The organism is Amycolatopsis alkalitolerans, assembly GCF_006152065.1.
In the GTDB taxonomy this organism is placed as follows: domain Bacteria; phylum Actinomycetota; class Actinomycetes; order Mycobacteriales; family Pseudonocardiaceae; genus Amycolatopsis_E; species Amycolatopsis_E alkalitolerans.
On record NZ_VDFW01000030.1, the window covers coordinates 38,579 to 57,371 of the forward strand.

An 18,793-nucleotide genomic window follows, 5' to 3' on the forward strand; every position below is an offset into this window, starting at 1 on the left:
CCAAGCCGCCTCGGGGCGGGAGCCGGTCAGCGGTAGAGTTTTTCCGCGTACGCGGGCCCGTAGTAGTGCTCGAGTTCGTCGAGGGAGTCGCCGGGGCGCTCCAGCGCCTTGGCGATGACCGGCCGCGGTGGTACCGAATCCGGGTGCCACGTCTCGGGCTTCCACAGCTTCGAGCGCATGAAGGCCTTGGCGCAGTGGTGGAAGACCTCCTCGATCTCGACCAGGATCGCCAGGATCGGCCGGTGGCCCTTGACGATCATGTCGTCGAAGAACGGCGCGTCACGGACGAGCCGCGCGCGGCCGTTGATACGCAGCGTGTCCCCGCGGCCGGGGATGAAGTAGAGCAGGCCGACGTGCGGGTTCGCGAGGATGTTCCGGAACCCGTCGGCGCGCTTGTTGCCGGGCCGCTCGGGGATCGCGATCGTCGCGTCGTCGAGGACGAGCGTGAACCCGGGCGGGTCACCTTTGGGCGAGACGTCGCAGGCGCCGCGCGTATCGGCCGTGGCGATCAGGCAGAACGGTGACGCCGCGAGCCACTGCCGGTCGAGTTCGTGCAGTTTCGCGCGCTCTTTCCGGAGTGCGGCTTCGTTCGGAACGCCGATCAGCGCGCGGAGTTCTTCCTCGCTGTTAATCGCTTCGATCCCCATGGGGACGACAGTAGTCTGGAACGATGTTCACGGTGGCCGGGGTCGAGCAGATCGACGAGCTGGTACCCGATGACGGGCCGGGGCTGCAGGCGCTGCTGGAGGCGTGCGAGGACTACGCGCGGGTGACGTCCGGCCTGCCGGTCGGTGCCGCGGATGCGCAGAGCCAGTTCCTCGCCGGGCTCGATGTCGTCCCCGAGGAGCGGAAGCATCTGCTGGGCGGCTGGATCGGCGGGCGCCTGATACTGGCGGCCGACTGCATCGAGGACTACCCGGCCGAGGGCAACGCGGCGCTCGGGCTGCTCGTCACCGCTCACCCGATGAAGCCGTCGTTCTGTTTGACGGTGGTGGCTTCGGCCAGGGGCTCGGGTTGGTGCTGGAAGGCGTGCCCGGCCGGAGTGACGATCATCGTCGTCCCGGTGGCCGAGTCATGGTGGACATCCCATCCGGTCTTTTCGCGGAGCAGGTTGTGGTGCTGGCAGAGGGCACGGATGTTGCGGGCGCTGGTGGATCCGTTGTGGCGCCAGCGTTGCGCGTGATCGAGTTGTGCGTGGTGGGCGGGCCTGTGGCAGTGCGGCATCCCGCATTCGCGATCCCTGGCCCGTACCAGGTCCCTGATCGCAGCTGGAGGCCTGCGAGTGGTGCGTCCGACGTCGAGGACGGCACCGGACACAGGATCGGTGATGACCTTCTTCCAGACGCGCTGCGGGCGGTTGAGGATTTCCCGAGCGATTTCGCCGGGGATTTCACCGTGACCTTCCAGGACCGCGCCGTGTTCGGTGATGCCCAGCGCCGTGCCGATCGGCACGTGCAGGAAGACCGTACCGAGGACGTCGCTTTGATCGACGCCAAGAAGGAGCTCGGACAGCACGTCGGCGCGGAGTTGGTCGTGGGTGCGTTCATCGTGGCCTCGCTTGCGGCGTTTAACGATGGTATCCACGCGGGCGTAGATCGCCGACGCCGTTTCGGCGGGCAAATAGGCGATGAGAGTGGCCATTGCGTCTTCTTCGTGAAGCAGCCGGACACTCCGGTCCTCCCGGCGTTTCACGGCCCGTTCGTTGGCGCCGGCACCGTCGATACGATGGACGAGGTCGCGGGCGGCGCGCCGGATCTGGTTGGAGTCCTTACCGGCAAGCCGGGGCGCGAGCCGGGCATCGAGTTCGCGACACTGCTCGTCCGACAAGGGCGACGTTACCTCGTACACCTTTGACGCCTTGTACATGTCGAGGTGCCCGGCGTCCATCGCAGCGAGAGTCCGAGGTAAGCGGGACAGCAGCACGTCGGCCAGATCGACGCGCTGTGCCGCGATATGTCGTGAAATCGCCAGTTCGAGGCCGATCTCGTCGGGCACCGAGCCGTCTCGGTTCCGGATCTCGCTAAGTCGGGCGATCGCCCGGACCTGCACGGCCTGTATCCGGCACAAGGCCTGCTGTGTTGCGAGCAAACACTCCAGCGCCCGCTGATCGGAAAACGACGCGATTTCACGCGGATCGGGCAGTGTGACGACAGTAAGCTCATTAGAACCAGTCATGTAATTATTGTATCGATAATCAAACAAATGATCGATAAGTTACCTTGCAATTCACTGGATCGAGTGGACTCGATGGAGGGTGAGCGTTGGGGTACGCCAATTGCCTGCCGGGAAGTTGTCGATCGGGCAGTCGATGAGGTCGGGCAGGAGTTGACGGTGGTCAAACGCCTGGGTAGCGCTTATGGATCCTTGCCGGTAACGGTCGTTTCAGGATTTGCCAGCGGAAGCAGGTTCGGGTGGGTGATTGCCGCGCTCCACCGCGCGACGTTCGACCGCGAGCACGAACACGCGGCCCCCGCGCGTCCGCACTCGGCAGCGAGCCCGGAGCCGAAGCACGTCATCCGGTCGTGTGCGCTAGCGCAGCCCCACGCAGTCCAGGTCCCAGAACGGGGCCGAGTACACGAGCGTTCCCGTCATCCACGGCTCGTAGCCGGGCAGGACCGCGACCTGGAAAGCCTGCTCCGGGATCCGCGGCGACGGCGCGCGGAAGCCGAGCGCTACCGCGCTGGTGAAGCCCCGCTTTCCGTAGGACGCGGGCGAAACCCTCGAGGAACACCAGGGGAACCCCGTGTGCGGCCGCCAGCGCCGCCGCGACGAGGCGGGTGCCGATGCCGCGCCGCTGGAACTCCGGCAGGACGCCGAGCGGCGAGAGCACATAGACGTCCACCAGCCGCCGCGGTGCGTCGAGGCGGCCGGCGGAGAGCATCACGTGCCCGGCGACCTGGCCCTCCATCTCGGCGACCAGCGAGACCGGCGGGAGCGGAGCGGCGGCGGTCCGCAGCGCCGAGACGGGCAGCGGGATGCGAGGGTCGGCGAATGCGCGCTCGTGCAGGCGACCGACCGGCTCGTGATCAGCGCTGGTCTCCCGGCGGATCTCCACGCGCCGAACGTAGCCGACCGGTCGCCGGGCCGCGAACGAATTGCCCGCGGCGGGACTACAAGACGCCGAGCGCGAACGCCGTCGTCGTCCGGTAGGTCTGCCCCGGCCGCAGCACGGTACTCGGGAACGACGGGTGGTTCGGCGAGTCCGGGAAATGCTGGGTCTCCAGTGCGAACCCGTCGCTTTGCCGATAGACCTTGCCGCTCGTCCCGACGAGCGTGCCGTCGAGGAAGTTGCCCGAGTAGAACTGCAGCCCGGGCTGGTCCGTCAGGACCGTCAGCGCCCGCCCGCCGGCCGGATCGAAAGCGCTCGCCGCGGGCAGGAGCGAACCGGGGTGGTCGAGCACCCAGTTGAGGTCGTAGCCCTGGCCGATCAGCAGTTGCGGGTCGTGGTCCCGGATCCGTGCGCCGATCGCCGTCGGCGCACGGAAGTCGAACGGCGTGCCGTGCACGGGCGCGAGCTGCCCGGTCGGGATCTGCGTGCCGTCGGTCGGGGTGTAGCGGGCGGCACCGATCTGCAGCTTCTGGTCGTAGACGTCGCCGGAGCCCTCACCGGCGAGGTTCCAGTACGTGTGGTTGGTCAGGTTCACCACGGTCGGCTTGTCCGTCGTGGCGGTATAGCCGATGGTCAGCCGGTTGTGCTGGTCCAAAGTGTACGTGACGGTGGCGTGCAGGGTGCCGGGGTAGCCCTGGTCGCCGTCCGGGCTGGTCAGGCTCAGCCGGAGACCGCCGCGGATCTCCGTGACGTCCCACACCTTCTGGTTGAACCCCACCAGCCCGCCGTGCAGGCTGTTCCCGTTGTTGTTGACCGGAACGTGGTAGACTTTACCGTCCAAAGTGAACGTTCCCTTGGCGATCCGGTTGGCGTACCGGCCGATCAGCGCCCCGAAGTACACGCCGCCGCCGGCCTGCGGGCTGTTCTTCGCGACATAGTCGGCGAGCGTCGGGAAGCCCAGTACGACGTTCGCGGTGTGGCCATGGCGATCGGGCGCCTCGAGGGTCTGGATGATCCCGCCGTAGCTGAGGATCCGGACCCTCATACCCCGCCCGGATTCCAGGGTGTAGCGATACACGGCCTCGCCGTCGGCCTGGCCGAAGTACTCTTTGGACACCGAGGGCGGTTTGCCCGTGGCAGCGGCACTCACGCCGCCGAACCCCACCGTCGCCAAGCCCGCGGCACCGGTCGCGAGCGCGGTGCGCCGCGAGAATCTGGTCCCCATCGACCCTCCCAGTTACTAGTCTGACCGAAAGTAGGCGGACACGGTCCGCCGCCGACCTGCTCGGAGAAACCCGTTTCCGCCGTGGCTGCCGTCGGACTGGTGACGATCGGCACGCTACGTTGCGGTATTGATCCGGTATTCGGCGTGCACGAGCTCGAGCAGCTCGGCCACCGAGGTCTCCTTGGAAGCCTTGTCGAAGGTGATTTCGCCATGCTGCAACAGGTTCACCCGGTCGCAGACGTCGACCACCTGGCTGTAGTTGTGCGCGATGAGGATGATCGCGATGTCGCCGCGCTGTTTGAGCTGGTCCAGCAGCCGGAGGATCAGCCCGCCTTCCTTCGCGCCCATCGCGGCGAGCGGCTCGTCGAGCAGGAGCAGCTTCGCGTTGTTCGAATACACCGAGCGTGCGACGGCGATCGCCTGCCGCTGCCCGCCCGAGAGCTGCCCGACCTCGGCGGTGACCGACGGGATGTTGATGCCGATCGCGTCGAGCGCCTCCCTGGCCCGCCGCTTCATCTCGCGGCGGCGCAGGAACGGCAGCGGTTTGTGCACGAGCTCCTTGTTCAGGTGCAGGTTCAGGTACACCGGCAGCTCGTTGACCATCGCGAGATCCTGGAACACCGTCTCGATGCCCAGGTTCCGCGCATACGTCACCGACTTCAGCTGCACCGGCTGCCCTTCGAACAGGAGCCGGCCGTGGTCCGGCTGGTGATAGCCGGTCAGGATCTTGATCAGCGTGGACTTCCCGGCACCGTTGTCGCCGATGAGCCCGAGCACCTCGCCCGTGCGCACGGACAGGTTGATGTCGGTCAGCGCCCGCACGGGCCCGAACCGCTTGCTGACGTGCTCGGCCCGCATGAGCAAGGCTCCGCCATTGTCGCTCATGAGTGCCTCCGTGCCCCGAGCCGCTTCCGGACGATCGTCAAGTAGACATTCAGCAGCGCGGCGATCAGGATCGCGGCACCCAGCACCACGTAGAACCCGTTCGCGCTGATCCCGGTCAGGTTGAACCCGTCGTAGACCAGCCCGAGCAGCAGTGCGCCGAGGAACGCGCCGATGACCGTGCCTGATCCGCCGAGCAGCGCGGTACCGCCGATGACCGCGGCCGCCACGCCGAAGAACATCGTGTTGAACCCGCCGTTGGTCGGGTCGTACGAACCGACGCGGGTGCCCTGCAGGATCCCGGCCAGCCCGGCCAGGCCGCCGACGATCGTGAAGCAGACGACCTTCACCCGGTCGGTCCGGATGCCGGCCTCGGCCGCGCCGATCGGGTTGCCGCCGGTGGCCTGGGTCGAGATGCCGAAGCGCGTGGTGGACAGCACCACCTGCATCACCAGCACGACGACCACCGCCCAGAGGAACTCCGACCACCCCCAGCCGCCGAACACCGAGACCACCCAGCTGCCGGTGGGCGCGCTCACCGGCGAACCACCGGAGATGATCAGCGAAATGCCCCACAGCAGGAAAGCCATGCCCAGCGTGGTGATGAACGAAGACAGCCCGAAGATCGTGTGCACCAGCCCGTTGACGGCCCCGATCGCCGCGCTGACCACGATCGAGCCGAGCACCGCCAGCAGCAGCGGCCACCCGTTGTTGTAGAACAGCATCAGCACGAACGGCGACAGCGTGAACACGAAACCGGCGGACAGGTCGATCTGCCCGCAGATCAGCACCATCACCTCACCCGCGCCCACGATCGCCCACGGCGCCACGTACTGCGCGATGGTGTGGTAGTTCTGCGTGGTCGAGAAGCCCGGCCCGCTGGAGAGGCTGAAGTAGATCACCGCGGCGATCGTCACCAGCAGGATGCTCAGCTCCTTGACCCGGATCAGCCCGAGCCAGAACCCGCCGTTCGACGGCGTGCCCGGCCGCGTTCGCCCCGAGCGCTTGTCGGTGACCGCATCGGTCATGGGCACAACTCCTAGCGGGTCGAACTGGTGGCCGCCGGCAGCGGGATCGAGGCGGGCATCGGCACCAGATCGGCCTTCGTGCCGCCTTCGAACTTGCTGTTCGCGGAGACGTACGGGCCCACGTTGGCCTTGGTGACGAACGTGAGGCCGGTGTCGGTGACCGGCGGCGAGACGAGCGTGCCGGACAGCCGGAACAGGTACATGTACAGCACCGGCAGGAAACCCTGCAGATACGCGGACTGGTCGATGGTGAAGTCCATCGCGCCGGACTGGACGCCTTTGAGCGTGTCGGAAAGGGTGTCGTACCCGCCGGCGTGCACCTTGCCCTGCAGCCCGCGGTTCGCGATCAGCTGTGCGATGGACGCGGTGCTGCCGGCGTCCACGGCGTAGATGCCCTTCGCGTCGGTGTGCCCGTCATACGCCGCGGTGATCGCGTTGAGCTCGTTGGCCTGCTCGGCGCCGGTGTTGATCGACAGCACCTGCACCCCCGGCGCCGCCTGCTTGAGCGCGTCGGTGATGCCGTCCAGCCGTGGCTGCACATTGTTCCCGCCGGGCTGCGAGATCCCGACGAGGATGCTGCCGGAGGTGATGTCCCGCGCGATCCGCTGTCCCATCAGGAAGCCGGACTGGTAGAGGTCCTGGCCCACGTAGGTCAGCGGGTAGTTGCCGGGCGCGGTCGCGTTGTAGGCGATGACCGGGATGCCCTTGGCCAGCGCGCGCTTGGCCGGTTCGATGAACGCGTTGCTGTCGGTCAGCGCGATCGCGATCCCGTCCACGTTGCCGTTGATGGCGGTGGAAAAGGCGTTCGCCATCTCCGAAACGTTGCCCTCGGTGGAGCCGGTCCATTGGGGATCGGGCAGCCCGAGCAGCTTCGCGGCGTCGCTCATACCGTTCTTCGTCGGCACGAAGAACGAGTTGGTGGTCACGTGATTGATGAACGTGAACCGCCACGGCGGTGTACTCGGGAAGGAGCCGGCGCCGCCGGAGGCCGAGTTGCCCTGCACGCCGTTGCAGGCGGACAGGAGCGCGCCCGCGGCGACCGCGCCACCACCTGCTCCGAGGAACTTCAGTGCGGCCCTTCGCGAGGTCGCGGCCTGCCCATCGCTCATGATCAACCACCCATCCACGTCGGCGGGGAACCCGGGGTCTGCAAGCGTGCCTGAATCATTGGATGATTCGTCGAATCCGTCAAGGTTTGATCGCGAGGAAACCAGAGATCGGGATCATCCGGGCAGGGGATCATCATTTGACTTTATGGATGTATGATTCGATGATTACTCCGTGAGGATGAGCAAGGAGGGGCCTCTCGGCAGGCACCGCACGATCCATGGCCGCGTGGTCGAGTGGCTCGGCCGCCGGATCGTGTCCGGGGAGTTGCCGGCCGGGGCCCAGCTGCCCAACGAGGCCGAGCTGGCCGCGCAGCTCGACGTGAGCCGCGGCGGCGTCCGCGAAGCGGTGAAAGCCTTAGCCGCTAAGGGTTTGGTGGAGCCCAGGCCGCGGCTGGGCACCCGCGTGCTGCCGCGTGACCAGTGGAACCTGATGGACCGCGACGTGATCAGCTGGCACGGCAGCACCGAGGACCCGTCCTTCCTGGGTGCGCTGCTCGAACTGCGCCTGATGGTCGAGCCCGGGGCGGCGCAGCTGGCCGCCGAGCGGGCGACCGGCGAGCAGATGGCGAAGCTGGCGGACGCGTATGAGCGGATGGAGGCGCACGCGCCGAACCTGCCCGACAGCGAGGACGCGTTCGTCGAGGCCGACCTCGAATTCCACCTGACGCTGCTGAAGGCCAGCGGGAACCAGCTCATCGAGCAGCTCGGCCGGCTGCTGGAGACCGGTTTGTACCACGGGCTGGAGGCCAGCTCCCACGCGCCCGGCGGAGTCGTCGCGACCCTGCCGCTGCACCAGGTGGTGCTCGGCGCCGTCCGCGGGCGCCGTCCCGTCGCCGCCGCGCGGGCGATGCGCAAGTTGCTCGAGACCACGGCCGAGGCCGTCCGGCAGATGGTGGACTACTGATGTCCACAGTGGAGCAGGTGACCGAACCCGTTGCGGCGCATGGGGAAGGGCCGGTGTGGTTCGCGGGCTGGCCGGGTCCGCGGTGGGTCGACATGCTCGCCGGGGACGTGCTCGAGCTCGCCGGTGGCCGGGTGCGCCGCACGCATGTGGGCACGGTCGCCGCGGCCCTGCGCCCGCGGTCGGACGGTGGTGCGGTGCTGGCGCTGGAGCGCGGGTTCGCGCTCGCGGACGCGTCGCTGGCGAAGGTCGAATCCTTGCCGGAGCTGTGGACCGACCGCGAGATCCGGATGAACGACGGCGGCTGCGACCCCGACGGCCGGTTCTACTGTGGATCGATGGCGTACTCCGCGGCGCCCGGCGCGGGCGGCCTCTACCGGCTCGAAGCGGACGGTTCGGTGACCACCGTGCTCACCGGAGTCACCGTCTCCAACGGGCTGGCCTGGAGCCCGGACGGCGGCACGGCCTACTACATCGACACGCCGACTCAGCGCGTCGACGCTTTCGACTACAGCGCCGAGCGCGGGCTGACCGCCCGCCGCCCGCTCATCGAGATCCCCGCGGACGCCGGCGCCCCGGACGGTATGACCGTCGACGCCGAAGGCCGGCTGTGGATCGCGCTGTGGGGCGGGGGCGCCGTGCGGTGCTACACCCCGGACGGCAAGCTCGCCGAACACGTTCCGCTGCCGGTCACCCAGGTCACGGCTTGCGCCTTCGGCGGCCCTGACCTCGACGAGCTGTACATCACGACCTCCCGGCAGACGATCGACCCGGCGGCGCAACCGGAAGCGGGTGCGCTGTTCCGGTACCGGCCGGGCGTGCGCGGCCTGCCCGTACTCGGCTACGCGGTCTCGGCCAATCGGGTGACGTAATGTTCACCGCGCCGCAGCGCGGAATTCACAGGAAACTGTCAGAAATCCTCTGGATGATGGACGTTACCGGATCGGGTGACTCAGGGGAGGGCTGGCGGTGCGCTGGAAGCCAATCGGGTACACCGCACTCGGGCTCGCCTCCGTCCTCGCTCTCGGCGTCGCCGGCTACGGCTGGACCCAGGTCAACCGGCTCACCAGCGGGCTCGCGACAGCCGACGTCATCGAGCCCTCGGCGCAACTGCCCAGCAGTCCACCCAACGTCCCGGTGCCCGAGCAGAACATCCTGCTCGTCGGCATCGACGCGCGCACCGACGCCCAGGGCAACCCGCTCCCGCAGAACGTCCTCGACCAGTTGCACGCCGGCAACTCGAGCGACGGCGGCGACACCACGGACACGATGATCGTGCTGCACATCCCCGCGGGCGGGGGTGCGGCCACAGCCATCTCGATCCCGCGCGACTCCTACGTGGAGATCGCCGACGGCTACGGCAAGCACAAGATCAACTCCGCGTACACCTACGGCAAACAGGCCGCGCTCACCCAGTTGGCCGCACAGGGGGTCACCGGCGCCGAGCAGGAACGGCAGGCGGACAAGGCGGGGGCGCGCACCGCGATCCGGACCGTCGAGCAGTTCACCGGCCTGACGATCAACCACTACGCCGCGATCAACCTGTTCGGCTTCTACACCCTGAGCAACGCGGTCGGCGGGGTACCGGTGTGCCTGTCCGAACCGGTGCACGACCCCTATTCCGGTGCGGACTTCCCCGCCGGTCCCCAGGTCCTCTCGGGCGCGCGGGCGCTGGAGTTCGTGCGGCAGCGGCACGGGTTGGCCAACGGCGACCTCGATCGCATCGCCCGCCAGCAGGCCTTCCTGTCCAGCGCGGCGAAGGTCGTGCTCGATGCCGGCACGCTGGCCAATCCGGTCAAGCTCGACAGGCTCATCGCGGCGGTGCAGCAGTCGGTGCTGATCGACTCCGGCTGGGACATCCTGACCTTCGCCCAGCAGATGCGGGGGCTGAGCGCGGACGGGCTCACGTTCGTGACGATCCCGGTGCAGTCGCTGAGCCTGCAAACGCCGTACGACGGCGACGCGGTGAAGGTCGACCCGGTCGGCGTGCGCGCGTTCATCGACAACCTGCTGGGCAAGGGCCCGGCCTCCCCGTCCGCGCACCCCTCCGGTGCGGCCGCGCAGGCGGCCCAGAGCAGTGCGCCGCCCACCACCGAGACCTCGGTCGTGCCGAGTTCGAACAGTTCGGATCTGAGCGGCTGCGTCCACTGATCGCCCGTTGCCGCCCGGTGAACCCCGCATGGCCCCGAAATGAGGGATATTCACCAACCTACTTTCGCGGGGTTTCGGCAACCGACACGATCGGGTGAAACTCGGACGGTGGTCGCGCGACCCAGTCCCTGCAGCCGAGCGAAAGAGCGATCGAATGAAGCGAACGACCTTGAGAAAGTCACTGGGGGCGGCGGGCCTGGCGGCGGGTGCCGCGGTGGCGGTGTGCCTCGCCCCGTCCGCGACCGCCGCCCAGCCCATGCTGACCGCGATGCAGCGCGATTTCGGGTTGAACGCGCAGCAGGTGCAGACGCGGCTCGCGCAGGAGTCGGCGGCGATGAACCTCGCCCCGGCCGCGCGGTCCGCCGCCGGTCCGGCGTTCGGCGGAGCCTGGTACGACGCCCCGGCGGGCAAGCTCGTCGTCGGTGTCACCGATCCCGCAGTGGCCGGCGCGGTCCGTGCCGCCGGAGCGGACGCCGTCACGGTCGCCCGCACCCAGGCGGCGCTCGACGCCGCGAAGTCCTCCCTCGACGGCTACGCGGGCCAGACCGCGCCGAAGGACGTCACCGGCTGGTACGTCGACGAGAAGGCGAACACGCTGGTCGTCACGGTCAAGCAGGGCGCGGCGAACCCGGCCGTGCAGCGGTTCCTCGACTTCGCCGAGAGCACCGGCCCGGTGCGTGTCGATTCGGTTGCCGCGGCGCCCCACCTCGACGCGGGCGACGTGGTCGGCGGCGACGCGTACTACATCAACGATTCCGCGCGCTGCTCGGTCGGCTTCTCGGTCAACGGCGGATTCGTCTCGGCGGGTCACTGCGGCAGCGCGGGCGACTCGGTGACCGGCCCGGACGGCTCCGCGATGGGTACCTTCAAGTCGTCGTCGTTCCCCGGCAACGACTATTCCTTCGTGCAGACCAATTCCAGCTGGACGCCGACGTCTACTGTGGACGGTTACGGCAACGGTGACGTGACCGTCGCCGGATCGACCGCCGCGGCCGTCGGCTCCTCGGTCTGCCGTTCGGGCTCCACCTCGGGCTGGCACTGCGGCACGATCCAGGCGACCAACCAGACGGTGAACTACTCCGAGGGCACCGTCTCCGGGCTCACCCAGACCAACGCGTGCGCCGAGCCCGGCGACTCGGGTGGCTCGTGGGTCAGCGGCAACCAGGCCCAGGGCGTGACCTCGGGCGGTTCGGGCGACTGCACGAGCGGTGGCACGACCTTCTTCCAGCCCGTGAACGAGATCCTCTCGGCCTACGGCCTCTCCCTGGTCACCGGCTGACCGGCACCGGGGCGGGGTGCCTCCCAGGAGGTGCCCCGTCTCAGGTGGTGGCCGGGATCCAGGCACTTTCGCGCGCGGCGAGCGCGGCGCGGCGGCGCAGGCCGGCGAGGCTGTGCTTCGCCGGGACGAGCAGGGCGGTGAGCCAGGTGCGGCGGTACTCCTCCAGCGCGAGGGCGACCGAACGGTACTCCAGGCAATGCACCATCCCCGGCGTACCGAGCCGGTGCCTCCCGGCGTGCTTCCCTGGCATCGTTCCTCCGTGTGGGTGCCCCTTCCGCCGCGCACCGTACCCGGACGGAGAGCCAGAAGCGTAATACCTGGTCGGCGTGTCACCCGTATCGGTTCGATCACGGGTCACCTGATTGAATGCCGGCATGCTGCGTGTGGGGCTCACCGGTGGAATCGGGGCCGGCAAGTCGACGGTCGCCGCCCGGCTCGCCGAGCACGGGGCCGTGCTGATCGACGCCGACAAACTCGCCCGCGAGGTGGTCGAGCCCGGGACCGAAGGGCTCGCGGCGCTGGCCGCGGAGTTCGGGGCGGACATCCTCACCGCCGGAGGCGCCCTCGACCGGGCGGCGCTCGCCGCCAGGGCGTTCACCGACGAGGCCTCGCGTAAGCGGCTCAACGGGATCATGCATCCGCTGATCGGGGCGCGTACCGCGGAGTTGATGGCGGGCGCGGCGGCGGACGCGGTCGTCGTGCACGACGTCCCGCTGCTGGTCGAAGGCGGTCTGGGGGCGAACTACCACCTGGTGCTCGTGGTCGACGCGCCCGTCGAGGTGCGGGTGCGGCGCCTGGTCCACGCGCGGGGGATGGCCGAGGCCGACGCGCGGGCGCGGATCGCGGCCCAGGCGAGCGAGCGGCAGCGGCGCGCGGCGGCGGACGTGTGGCTCGACAACAGTCAAAGCCCGGACGTGGTGCTGGCGGACGTCGACCGGCTGTGGGCCGACCGGCTGGTGCCCTACGAGGCGAACGTCCGGTTGCGCCGCCCCCGGGCACCGATGTCGCCGAAGCTCTCGCGCTACGACGAGCGGTGGCCCGCGCAGGCCGCGCGCGCGCTCGCCCGGATCCGTGCCGCGGTGGGGGAGGGCGCGTTGCGGGCGGACCATATCGGCTCGACGTCGGTGCCTGGCCTGCCCGCCAAGGACATCCTCGACCTCCAGGTTACGGTGTCCACTTTGGAGGATGCCGACGCGATCGCGGACTCGCTGTCGGACGCGGGTTTCCCCCGCGCCGAGGGCGAATGGTTCGATGATTCGATGAACGGATCGTCGCCGTGGCCGAAGCGCTTCCACTTCGGCGGCGATCCGGGCCGGATGCTCAACCTGCATGTGCGCTCGACGGAGACGCCGGCCTGGCGCCTGGCCCTGCTGTTCGCCGAGTGGCTGCGCCAGAACTCGGCCGAGCGCGAAGCCTATGCCAAGGTCAAGCGCAAGCTCGCCCAAGCACATGCGGCGGACGGCACCGTCGAGGCCTACGCGGACGAGAAGCAGGGCTGGGTCAACGCGGCCTTCCGCCGAGCCGAATCCTGGGCGGCCGCGACCGGCTGGACGACCTGAGTCCGCGATCGCGGGTGCGGTCAGTGCCGCCGCCACCTCAGCTCGATGTTCATCGTGGACAGCCAGTCCCGCACCTTGTACCCGTGCGCGGCCAGCCCGGCGACGGTGGTGTAGGTGACCTCCAGCGCACCCCGCGCGTCGGCGGGGCTGACCACGCCGGCGGCGGAGGCGGCCAGCAGTTCGTCGGTGTCGAGCACTTCCAGCCCGCGCCCCTCGCGCAGCACGATGTCGAGGTACCAGTCGGCGGAGCGCCAGGTCTCGCCGTCGCGGTCCACCGTGACCACGTCGAAGTAGAAGTCCTGATCGCGTTCGTGGCCAGGACTGAACCAGAAGTCGGTGATCCGCAGCCCGAGTGCCGGGAGCAGCCACGACTCCAGGTAGTGGAACTGCGCCCGGCCGGGCGCGGGCCGCGCGACATAAAGGCCGAACGGTTCGACCCGGTACTCTTCGACCTTGCGCACGACCCCTTTCGGATCGATGTTCGTGCCCGCGGCGACGTCGAAAATCTCGATCTTCGGCGGGTGGATGGCCCCCGCGTGCTCTGCCATGCGGACCATCTTCTCGGGTTTACAGCGCGAAAACGAGTGTCACGCCGGTAGGGTGATCGCGTGGTGGACGAAGGGGCGGTGACGGATTGGGTCGCGCGTATCGCGACCGATCTCAGCGGGCAGGCCAATGAGCTCACTGCCGATATGGTGCAACTGTACGCGCGTGAACTCCCGCATCTGGTGAACGACGACGAGAGCGTGGTCAGCCTGCTCTCGGCGAGCCTGTTCCAGAACATCGACACCGCGCTCCGCATCTTCCAGCACGGGATCGACCCCACTCGCGTCGAGGCGCCGGCCGCGGCGATGCAGTACGCGCGCCGTCTCGCCCAGCGCGGCACCCCGGTCGTCGACCTGATCCGCGCCTACTACCTCGCCCAGACCGCGATCCTCAACTACGCGCTGACCGAGGCCGCCAAGCAGATCAGGGATCCCGACATGCTCGGCGGCATGATGAGCAAGGCGCTCACCGGCACGTTCGCGTTCATCGACCGGGTCACCCAGCAGGTCGTGAGCGCCTACCAGGAGGAGCGCGACCGCTGGCTGCTCAACCGCAACGCGTTGCGCGCCGCCCGGGTGCGCGAGCTGCTCGAAGGTGACGGGCTCGAGATCGACACCATCGAGAGCGCGCTGGGGTACCGGCTGCGCGGCACGCATCTGGCGATGATCGTGTGGCACGCGGTGGAACCCGCGCAGGGCAACGCGCTCGGCTCGCTGCAGGTCGTGACCACCGCGCTCGGCGAAGGCCTGCCGACCACCGGCCAGCCGCTGCTGGTGCCGGCCGACGAGCGGTGCGCGTGGGTCTGGTTCCCGCTGGAGAAGGCCGTACTGCCCGAGGACGAAGAGGTCGGGCGCATCCTGGCGACCGCGGAGCCGACGGTGCGGCTCGTGCTGGGGGATCCCGCCGACGGGATCGACGGTTTCCGGCGCAGCCACCGGCAGGCCGGCCGGGTGCACGCGCTGTCCACCGCGGCGGGGGACCAGTGCGAGCGGGCCCTGACCTTCCGCGACGTCGGGGCGATCGCGCTGATGACCTCGGACCTGCCCGCGACCCGTAGCTGGGTCTCCGACATCCTCGGCGCCCTCGCCACCGACGATGAGCAGCACGAACGGCTGCGAGAGACGCTGCTGGTGTTCCTCGCGACCGGCGGGAGCTACACGGCCGCGGCCGCGAAGCTGACGATGCACAAGAACTCGGTCCAGTACCGGGTGCGCAAGGCGGAGGAAACGCTGGGCCGGGCGGTGACCGATAATCGTCTTGATGTCGAACTCGCGCTCAAGGTGTGCCAGCGGCTGGGCCCCGCCGTGCTGATCGCGCGCTGACGACCGGTACGGATCCGGCCAAAGCGGGCAGACCCGAACTACGTGTAAACCGTTGCGACGCAAGCTGGACAGCCGTGACCGTGGCCGGATCGGCAACGGACCGCACAGTACCTGCGCGAACAGTCATACGGCCGATAGTTTCGGTCTTTCACACCAGTCGTATGGGTGATCGTTGGGCCGTTGGCACGAAGCGAACGCGATTATTCCGGTTTACGCTGTCCTCATGGGGAACGTCATCCACGCGCAGCCGGCAGAGTTGGTGGCGGTCATCCGCCTGCGCCGTGGCGTGGTGGGTGAGCGCAGGCGGGTCAGTCACCTCGTCCCGTTGCCCGCCGAGGGCCCCATCCCCAGTGAACTGACCGCCGTCTGCGGCGAGGTCATCGCGCCCGCGCAGGCCGAGGTGCTGAACGGCGTCTGCGGGATGCCGTGCGAGGCCTGCCTGGCACGGCAGGCCAGGCGCCAGTACGGCGCGCTGACCGCGTGAGCCGATCGGCGGCCTGAGGTCGGCTGTTGCCAATCCGACCGAAAGTAGGCGGACACGGTCCGCAGCCGACCTGGTCACAGACACCCATGTCCGCCGTGACTGCCGTCGGATTGGCAACGAACGGCACAGTATTCCGGTTACCTGATACCCGCCGCGTCCATCCCGCGCAGCTCCTTCTTCAGATCGGCGATCTCGTCCCGCAGCCGGGCGGCCAGCTCGAACTGCAGGTCCCGGGCGGCCTGCATCATCTGATCGGTCATCGACTGGATCAGGTCCGCCAGCTCCGCCCGCGGCATGCCCGACACGTCACGGTCGACGAGCACACCGGACGAGCGCCCGCCACCGCCCTGCTCGGGCTTCTTGCCGCGTGAGACGTTCCGGCCCGAACCGCCGACCCCGACCTCGCGATCGGAATCCTCGGCCTCGGTGTACACCCGGTCCAGGATGTCGGCGATCTTCTTCCGTAGCGGCTGCGGGTCGAGCCCGCGCTCTTCGTTGTACGCGACCTGCTTCGCGCGGCGGCGGTTGGTCTCGTCGATCGCGTACTGCATCGACTCGGTGATCTTGTCCGCGTACATGTGGACCTCACCGGACACGTTCCGCGCCGCGCGCCCGATCGTCTGGATCAGCGACGTGCCACTGCGCAGGAAGCCTTCCTTGTCCGCGTCGAGTATCGCCACCAGCGACACCTCCGGCAGGTCCAGACCTTCACGCAGCAGGTTGATGCCGACCAGCACGTCGAAATCGCCCGAGCGCAGCTGTCGTAAGAGCTCGACCCGGCGCAGCGTGTCCACCTCCGAATGCAGGTACCGCACCCGGATGCCCAGCTCCAGCAGGTAGTCCGTGAGGTCTTCGGCCATCTTCTTGGTCAGCGTGGTGACCAGGACCCGCTCGTCCTTCTCGGCCCGCTCGCGGATCTCGTGCACCAGATCGTCGATCTGCCCCTCGGTCGGCTTCACCACGACCTTCGGGTCTACCAGGCCCGTCGGGCGGATGACCTGCTCGACGAACTCGCCACCGGTCTGCCCCATCTCGTACGGGCCCGGCGTGGCCGACAGGTAGACCGTCTGGCCGATCCGCTCGGAGAACTCCTCCCAGGTCAGCGGCCGGTTGTCGGTGGCGCTCGGGAGCCGGAAACCGTACTCCACCAGGTTCCGCTTGCGGGACATGTCGCCCTCGTACATGCCGCCGATCTGCGGCACGGTCTGGTGCGACTCGTCGATCACCAGCAGGAAGTCGTCCGGGAAGTAGTCCAGCAGCGTGGCCGGCGGCGTCCCCGGCCCGCGGCCGTCGATATGCCGCGAGTAGTTCTCGATGCCGGAGCAGAACCCGACCTGGCGCATCATCTCGACGTCGTACGCCGTGCGCATGCGCAACCGCTGCGCCTCCAGCAGCTTGCCTTGCTTCTCGAGCTGCGCCAGCTGCTCCTCCAGCTCCTTCTCGATGCCCTGGATCGCCTTCTCCATCCGCTCCGGGCCGGCGACGTAGTGGGTGGCAGGGAAGATCCGGACCTCGTCCACCTCACGCACGACCTCCCCGGTGAGCGGGTGCAGGTAGTACAGCTTGTCGATCTCGTCGCCGAAGAACTCCACGCGGATCGCGAGCTCCTCGTACGCCGGGATGATCTCCACCGTGTCACCGCGGACCCGGAACGTGCCGCGCGCGAACGCGACGTCGTTGCGCGTGTACTGCACGTCCACCAGCGCGCGCAGGAACAGGTCCCGGTCCACCTCGGCGCCGACCGCGAGCTCGCTCGAGCGGTCGAGGTAGGACTGCGGCGTGCCCAGGCCGTAGATGCACGACACCGAGGCGACCACGATGACATCCCGGCGCGAGAGCAGGTTCATCGTCGCGGAGTGCCGCAGGCGCTCCACGTCGTCGTTGATCGACGAGTCCTTCTCGATGTAGGTGTCCGTCTGCGCGATGTACGCCTCGGGCTGGTAGTAGTCGTAGTAGCTGACGAAGTACTCGACCGCGTTGTGCGGGAACAGTTCGCGCAGCTCGTTGGCCAGCTGGGCGGCGAGGGTCTTGTTCGGCGCCATGACGAGGGTGGGCCGCTGGACCCGCTCGATCAGCCACGCCGTGGTGGCCGACTTGCCGGTGCCGGTGGCGCCCAGCAGTACGACGTCCTTCTCGCCCGCCTTGATCCGGCGCTCGAGCTCGTCGATGGCCGCCGGCTGGTCGCCGGCGGGCTGGTACTCGCTGACCACCTCGAACCGGCCGCCGGTCCGGGGGATCTCCGAGACAGGGCGGAACTCCGACTGGGCGAGCACGGGGTATTCGGTTGCGAAGGCCACGGGAACCAGGGTAGGCCCACCCACCGACAATTTGCCGCGCCCCTGGTCAGGGCGTTACTCCGCGCTCGCGTCGTTCTCCAGCATGCCGAAGATGTTGCCCTCGGTGTCCGTGCAGTACACGAGCCAGCCCACCCCGGGCATGGGGGTCTTCGGCACGATCACCGTGCCGCCGGCCTGCTGCACACGCCGCACCGCGACGTCGATGTCCGGCACCTCCATCGTGCTCGGGTACGCGTTCACGGGGGCGTTGTCGGTGGGTGCCGGGCCCTGCCGCGGGACGAGCCCGCCGTCGATCCCCGGACCGTCACCGGTGCTGATCAGCCAGTACGGGTTGGTGCCCCAGCGCTCGAAGGACCAGTCGAAAACGGCGGTGTAGAACGTGATCGCGCGTTCCGGGTCCGAGGCGTGGATCTCGAAGTGGACCGGACGAGGCATACGGCACCTCCTCGGCCGCGGGGAAGGGAAATGTCGAGTTTACCCTTTTCGGGGCCGGAGCCAGATGATCGACAGGTGCTCCCGTTCGACCGCCGCCACCAGCTCGCCGAGCGTCGGCGCCCGTGGCACGGTGATCTTGAGGCCGAGCTGCCGCGGCCCCTGCCGCGGGCCGAGTTCGGCGATCCGCTGTGCATAGGTCTCCGCGACCGTCCGTGCGTGCTCGACCAGCACTCCCCGCATCGGCGCCGTCCGGCCGTCGAGGGTCACGTCGAGATCGCGCCCGCCGCGGAAGTTCAGCCGCCATGGCGCGCCCGTCAGCACCATCAGCGAATCCTCGCCGCGGTGCGCGGTGACGGGAATGTCGTAGCGGCGCCCGGTCCTGCGGCCGGTGAACCGCAGCACGAGGATCGCCTTGGTGACCGGCCTCCGCAGCGGCGTGCGCGTCGCGAGCAGGACCACACGGTTGAGCACGCGTACCACCGCGGCGGGCGGATGCGCGACCTCGACGGCGTTCATGCCGGGAAGT

The 18,793-nt window shown here is 68.8% G+C and carries 20 protein-coding genes; 7 read left to right on the forward strand and 13 right to left on the reverse strand.

Annotated elements, in window-relative coordinates; translation table 11 throughout:
• Positions 1-26 precede the first annotated feature (26 nt).
• The 8 genes from FG385_RS26825 to FG385_RS26860 all read right to left on the reverse strand — a co-directional run bounded on the left by FG385_RS26825 (position 27) and on the right by FG385_RS26860 (position 7,293).
• Positions 27-647 carry a pyridoxamine 5'-phosphate oxidase family protein gene (locus FG385_RS26825; RefSeq protein WP_139099573.1) on the reverse strand — a complete coding sequence of 207 codons (621 nt, stop codon included), beginning with the start codon at positions 645-647 and terminating at the stop codon, positions 27-29.
• Positions 602-961, reverse strand: coding sequence for a hypothetical protein (locus FG385_RS26830; protein WP_139099574.1), 360 nt, complete (start codon positions 959-961; stop codon positions 602-604). The genes FG385_RS26825 and FG385_RS26830 overlap by 46 nt, the downstream gene beginning before the upstream one ends.
• On the reverse strand, positions 958-2,175 hold the full coding sequence (locus FG385_RS26835) for an HNH endonuclease signature motif containing protein (RefSeq protein WP_139099575.1): 1,218 nt from the start codon (positions 2,173-2,175) through the stop codon (positions 958-960). Before FG385_RS26835 ends, FG385_RS26830 begins: the two co-directional genes overlap by 4 nt.
• A gap of 337 nt (positions 2,176-2,512) precedes the next feature.
• Positions 2,513-3,055 carry a GNAT family N-acetyltransferase gene (locus FG385_RS26840; protein WP_200834664.1) on the reverse strand — a complete coding sequence of 181 codons (543 nt, stop codon included), beginning with the start codon at positions 3,053-3,055 and terminating at the stop codon, positions 2,513-2,515.
• 55 nt (positions 3,056-3,110) lie between these two features.
• Positions 3,111-4,274 carry an aldose epimerase family protein gene (locus FG385_RS26845; RefSeq protein WP_139099576.1) on the reverse strand — a complete coding sequence of 388 codons (1,164 nt, stop codon included), beginning with the start codon at positions 4,272-4,274 and terminating at the stop codon, positions 3,111-3,113.
• A 114-nt stretch (positions 4,275-4,388) separates the two neighbouring features.
• Positions 4,389-5,159, reverse strand: a complete 771-nt coding sequence (locus FG385_RS26850; protein ID WP_139099577.1) for an ATP-binding cassette domain-containing protein — start codon at positions 5,157-5,159, stop codon at positions 4,389-4,391.
• Positions 5,156-6,184: an ABC transporter permease gene (locus tag FG385_RS26855; protein ID WP_139099578.1), complete on the reverse strand. Its 1,029-nt coding sequence runs from the start codon at positions 6,182-6,184 to the stop codon at positions 5,156-5,158. The genes FG385_RS26850 and FG385_RS26855 overlap by 4 nt, the downstream gene beginning before the upstream one ends.
• Positions 6,185-6,195: 11 nt before the next feature.
• Positions 6,196-7,293 (reverse strand): sugar ABC transporter substrate-binding protein, encoded by a 1,098-nt coding sequence (locus FG385_RS26860; RefSeq protein ID WP_139099579.1) that lies wholly within the window; start codon positions 7,291-7,293, stop codon positions 6,196-6,198.
• 178 nt (positions 7,294-7,471) lie between these two features.
• Here FG385_RS26860 and FG385_RS26865 point away from each other — a divergent pair, with 178 nt between their 5' ends.
• From FG385_RS26865 to FG385_RS26880, 4 genes are all read left to right on the forward strand, one after another.
• Entirely contained in the window at positions 7,472-8,197 is a 726-nt protein-coding gene (locus FG385_RS26865; RefSeq protein ID WP_235022811.1) for a FadR/GntR family transcriptional regulator, read from the forward strand.
• Positions 8,197-9,066, forward strand: a complete 870-nt coding sequence (locus FG385_RS26870; RefSeq protein WP_200834665.1) for an SMP-30/gluconolactonase/LRE family protein — start codon at positions 8,197-8,199, stop codon at positions 9,064-9,066. Before FG385_RS26865 ends, FG385_RS26870 begins: the two co-directional genes overlap by 1 nt.
• 97 nt (positions 9,067-9,163) lie before the next feature.
• A complete protein-coding gene (locus FG385_RS26875) occupies positions 9,164-10,345 on the forward strand; it encodes an LCP family protein (protein ID WP_407645549.1) in 1,182 nt (393 codons plus the stop codon).
• Between the two features lie 154 nt (positions 10,346-10,499).
• Entirely contained in the window at positions 10,500-11,624 is a 1,125-nt protein-coding gene (locus FG385_RS26880; RefSeq protein ID WP_139099582.1) for a S1 family peptidase, read from the forward strand.
• A 40-nt stretch (positions 11,625-11,664) separates the two neighbouring features.
• Here the strand turns inward: FG385_RS26880 and FG385_RS26885 are convergent, their stop codons facing one another.
• Positions 11,665-11,874: a hypothetical protein gene (locus FG385_RS26885; RefSeq protein WP_139099583.1), complete on the reverse strand. Its 210-nt coding sequence runs from the start codon at positions 11,872-11,874 to the stop codon at positions 11,665-11,667.
• A 124-nt stretch (positions 11,875-11,998) separates the two neighbouring features.
• Between FG385_RS26885 and coaE the strand changes: the two genes are divergently transcribed.
• A complete protein-coding gene (gene coaE / locus FG385_RS26890; RefSeq protein WP_139099584.1) occupies positions 11,999-13,183 on the forward strand; it encodes a dephospho-CoA kinase in 1,185 nt (394 codons plus the stop codon).
• A 20-nt stretch (positions 13,184-13,203) separates the two neighbouring features.
• On the opposite strand, the gene FG385_RS26895 is transcribed toward coaE, so the two are convergent.
• On the reverse strand, positions 13,204-13,731 hold the full coding sequence (locus FG385_RS26895; protein ID WP_139099585.1) for a DUF402 domain-containing protein: 528 nt from the start codon (positions 13,729-13,731) through the stop codon (positions 13,204-13,206).
• A 60-nt stretch (positions 13,732-13,791) separates the two neighbouring features.
• On the opposite strand from FG385_RS26895, the gene FG385_RS26900 reads away from it, so the two are divergent.
• Entirely contained in the window at positions 13,792-15,051 is a 1,260-nt protein-coding gene (locus FG385_RS26900) for a PucR family transcriptional regulator (RefSeq protein ID WP_235022812.1), read from the forward strand.
• Between the two features lie 223 nt (positions 15,052-15,274).
• On the forward strand, positions 15,275-15,535 hold the full coding sequence (locus tag FG385_RS26905; protein ID WP_139099586.1) for a hypothetical protein: 261 nt from the start codon (positions 15,275-15,277) through the stop codon (positions 15,533-15,535).
• A gap of 137 nt (positions 15,536-15,672) precedes the next feature.
• Here FG385_RS26905 and uvrB read toward each other — a convergent pair whose 3' ends face one another.
• From uvrB to FG385_RS26920, 3 genes are read right to left on the reverse strand one after another with little or no spacing between them, the layout of a single operon-like run.
• Positions 15,673-17,832 carry an excinuclease ABC subunit UvrB gene (gene uvrB / locus FG385_RS26910; RefSeq protein ID WP_200834666.1) on the reverse strand — a complete coding sequence of 720 codons (2,160 nt, stop codon included), beginning with the start codon at positions 17,830-17,832 and terminating at the stop codon, positions 15,673-15,675.
• A 54-nt stretch (positions 17,833-17,886) separates the two neighbouring features.
• Complete coding sequence (locus FG385_RS26915; RefSeq protein ID WP_139099588.1) at positions 17,887-18,267, reverse strand: VOC family protein; 381 nt, start codon at positions 18,265-18,267, stop codon at positions 17,887-17,889.
• A 39-nt stretch (positions 18,268-18,306) separates the two neighbouring features.
• Complete coding sequence (locus FG385_RS26920; protein WP_139099589.1) at positions 18,307-18,783, reverse strand: hypothetical protein; 477 nt, start codon at positions 18,781-18,783, stop codon at positions 18,307-18,309.
• Positions 18,784-18,793 lie beyond the last annotated feature (10 nt).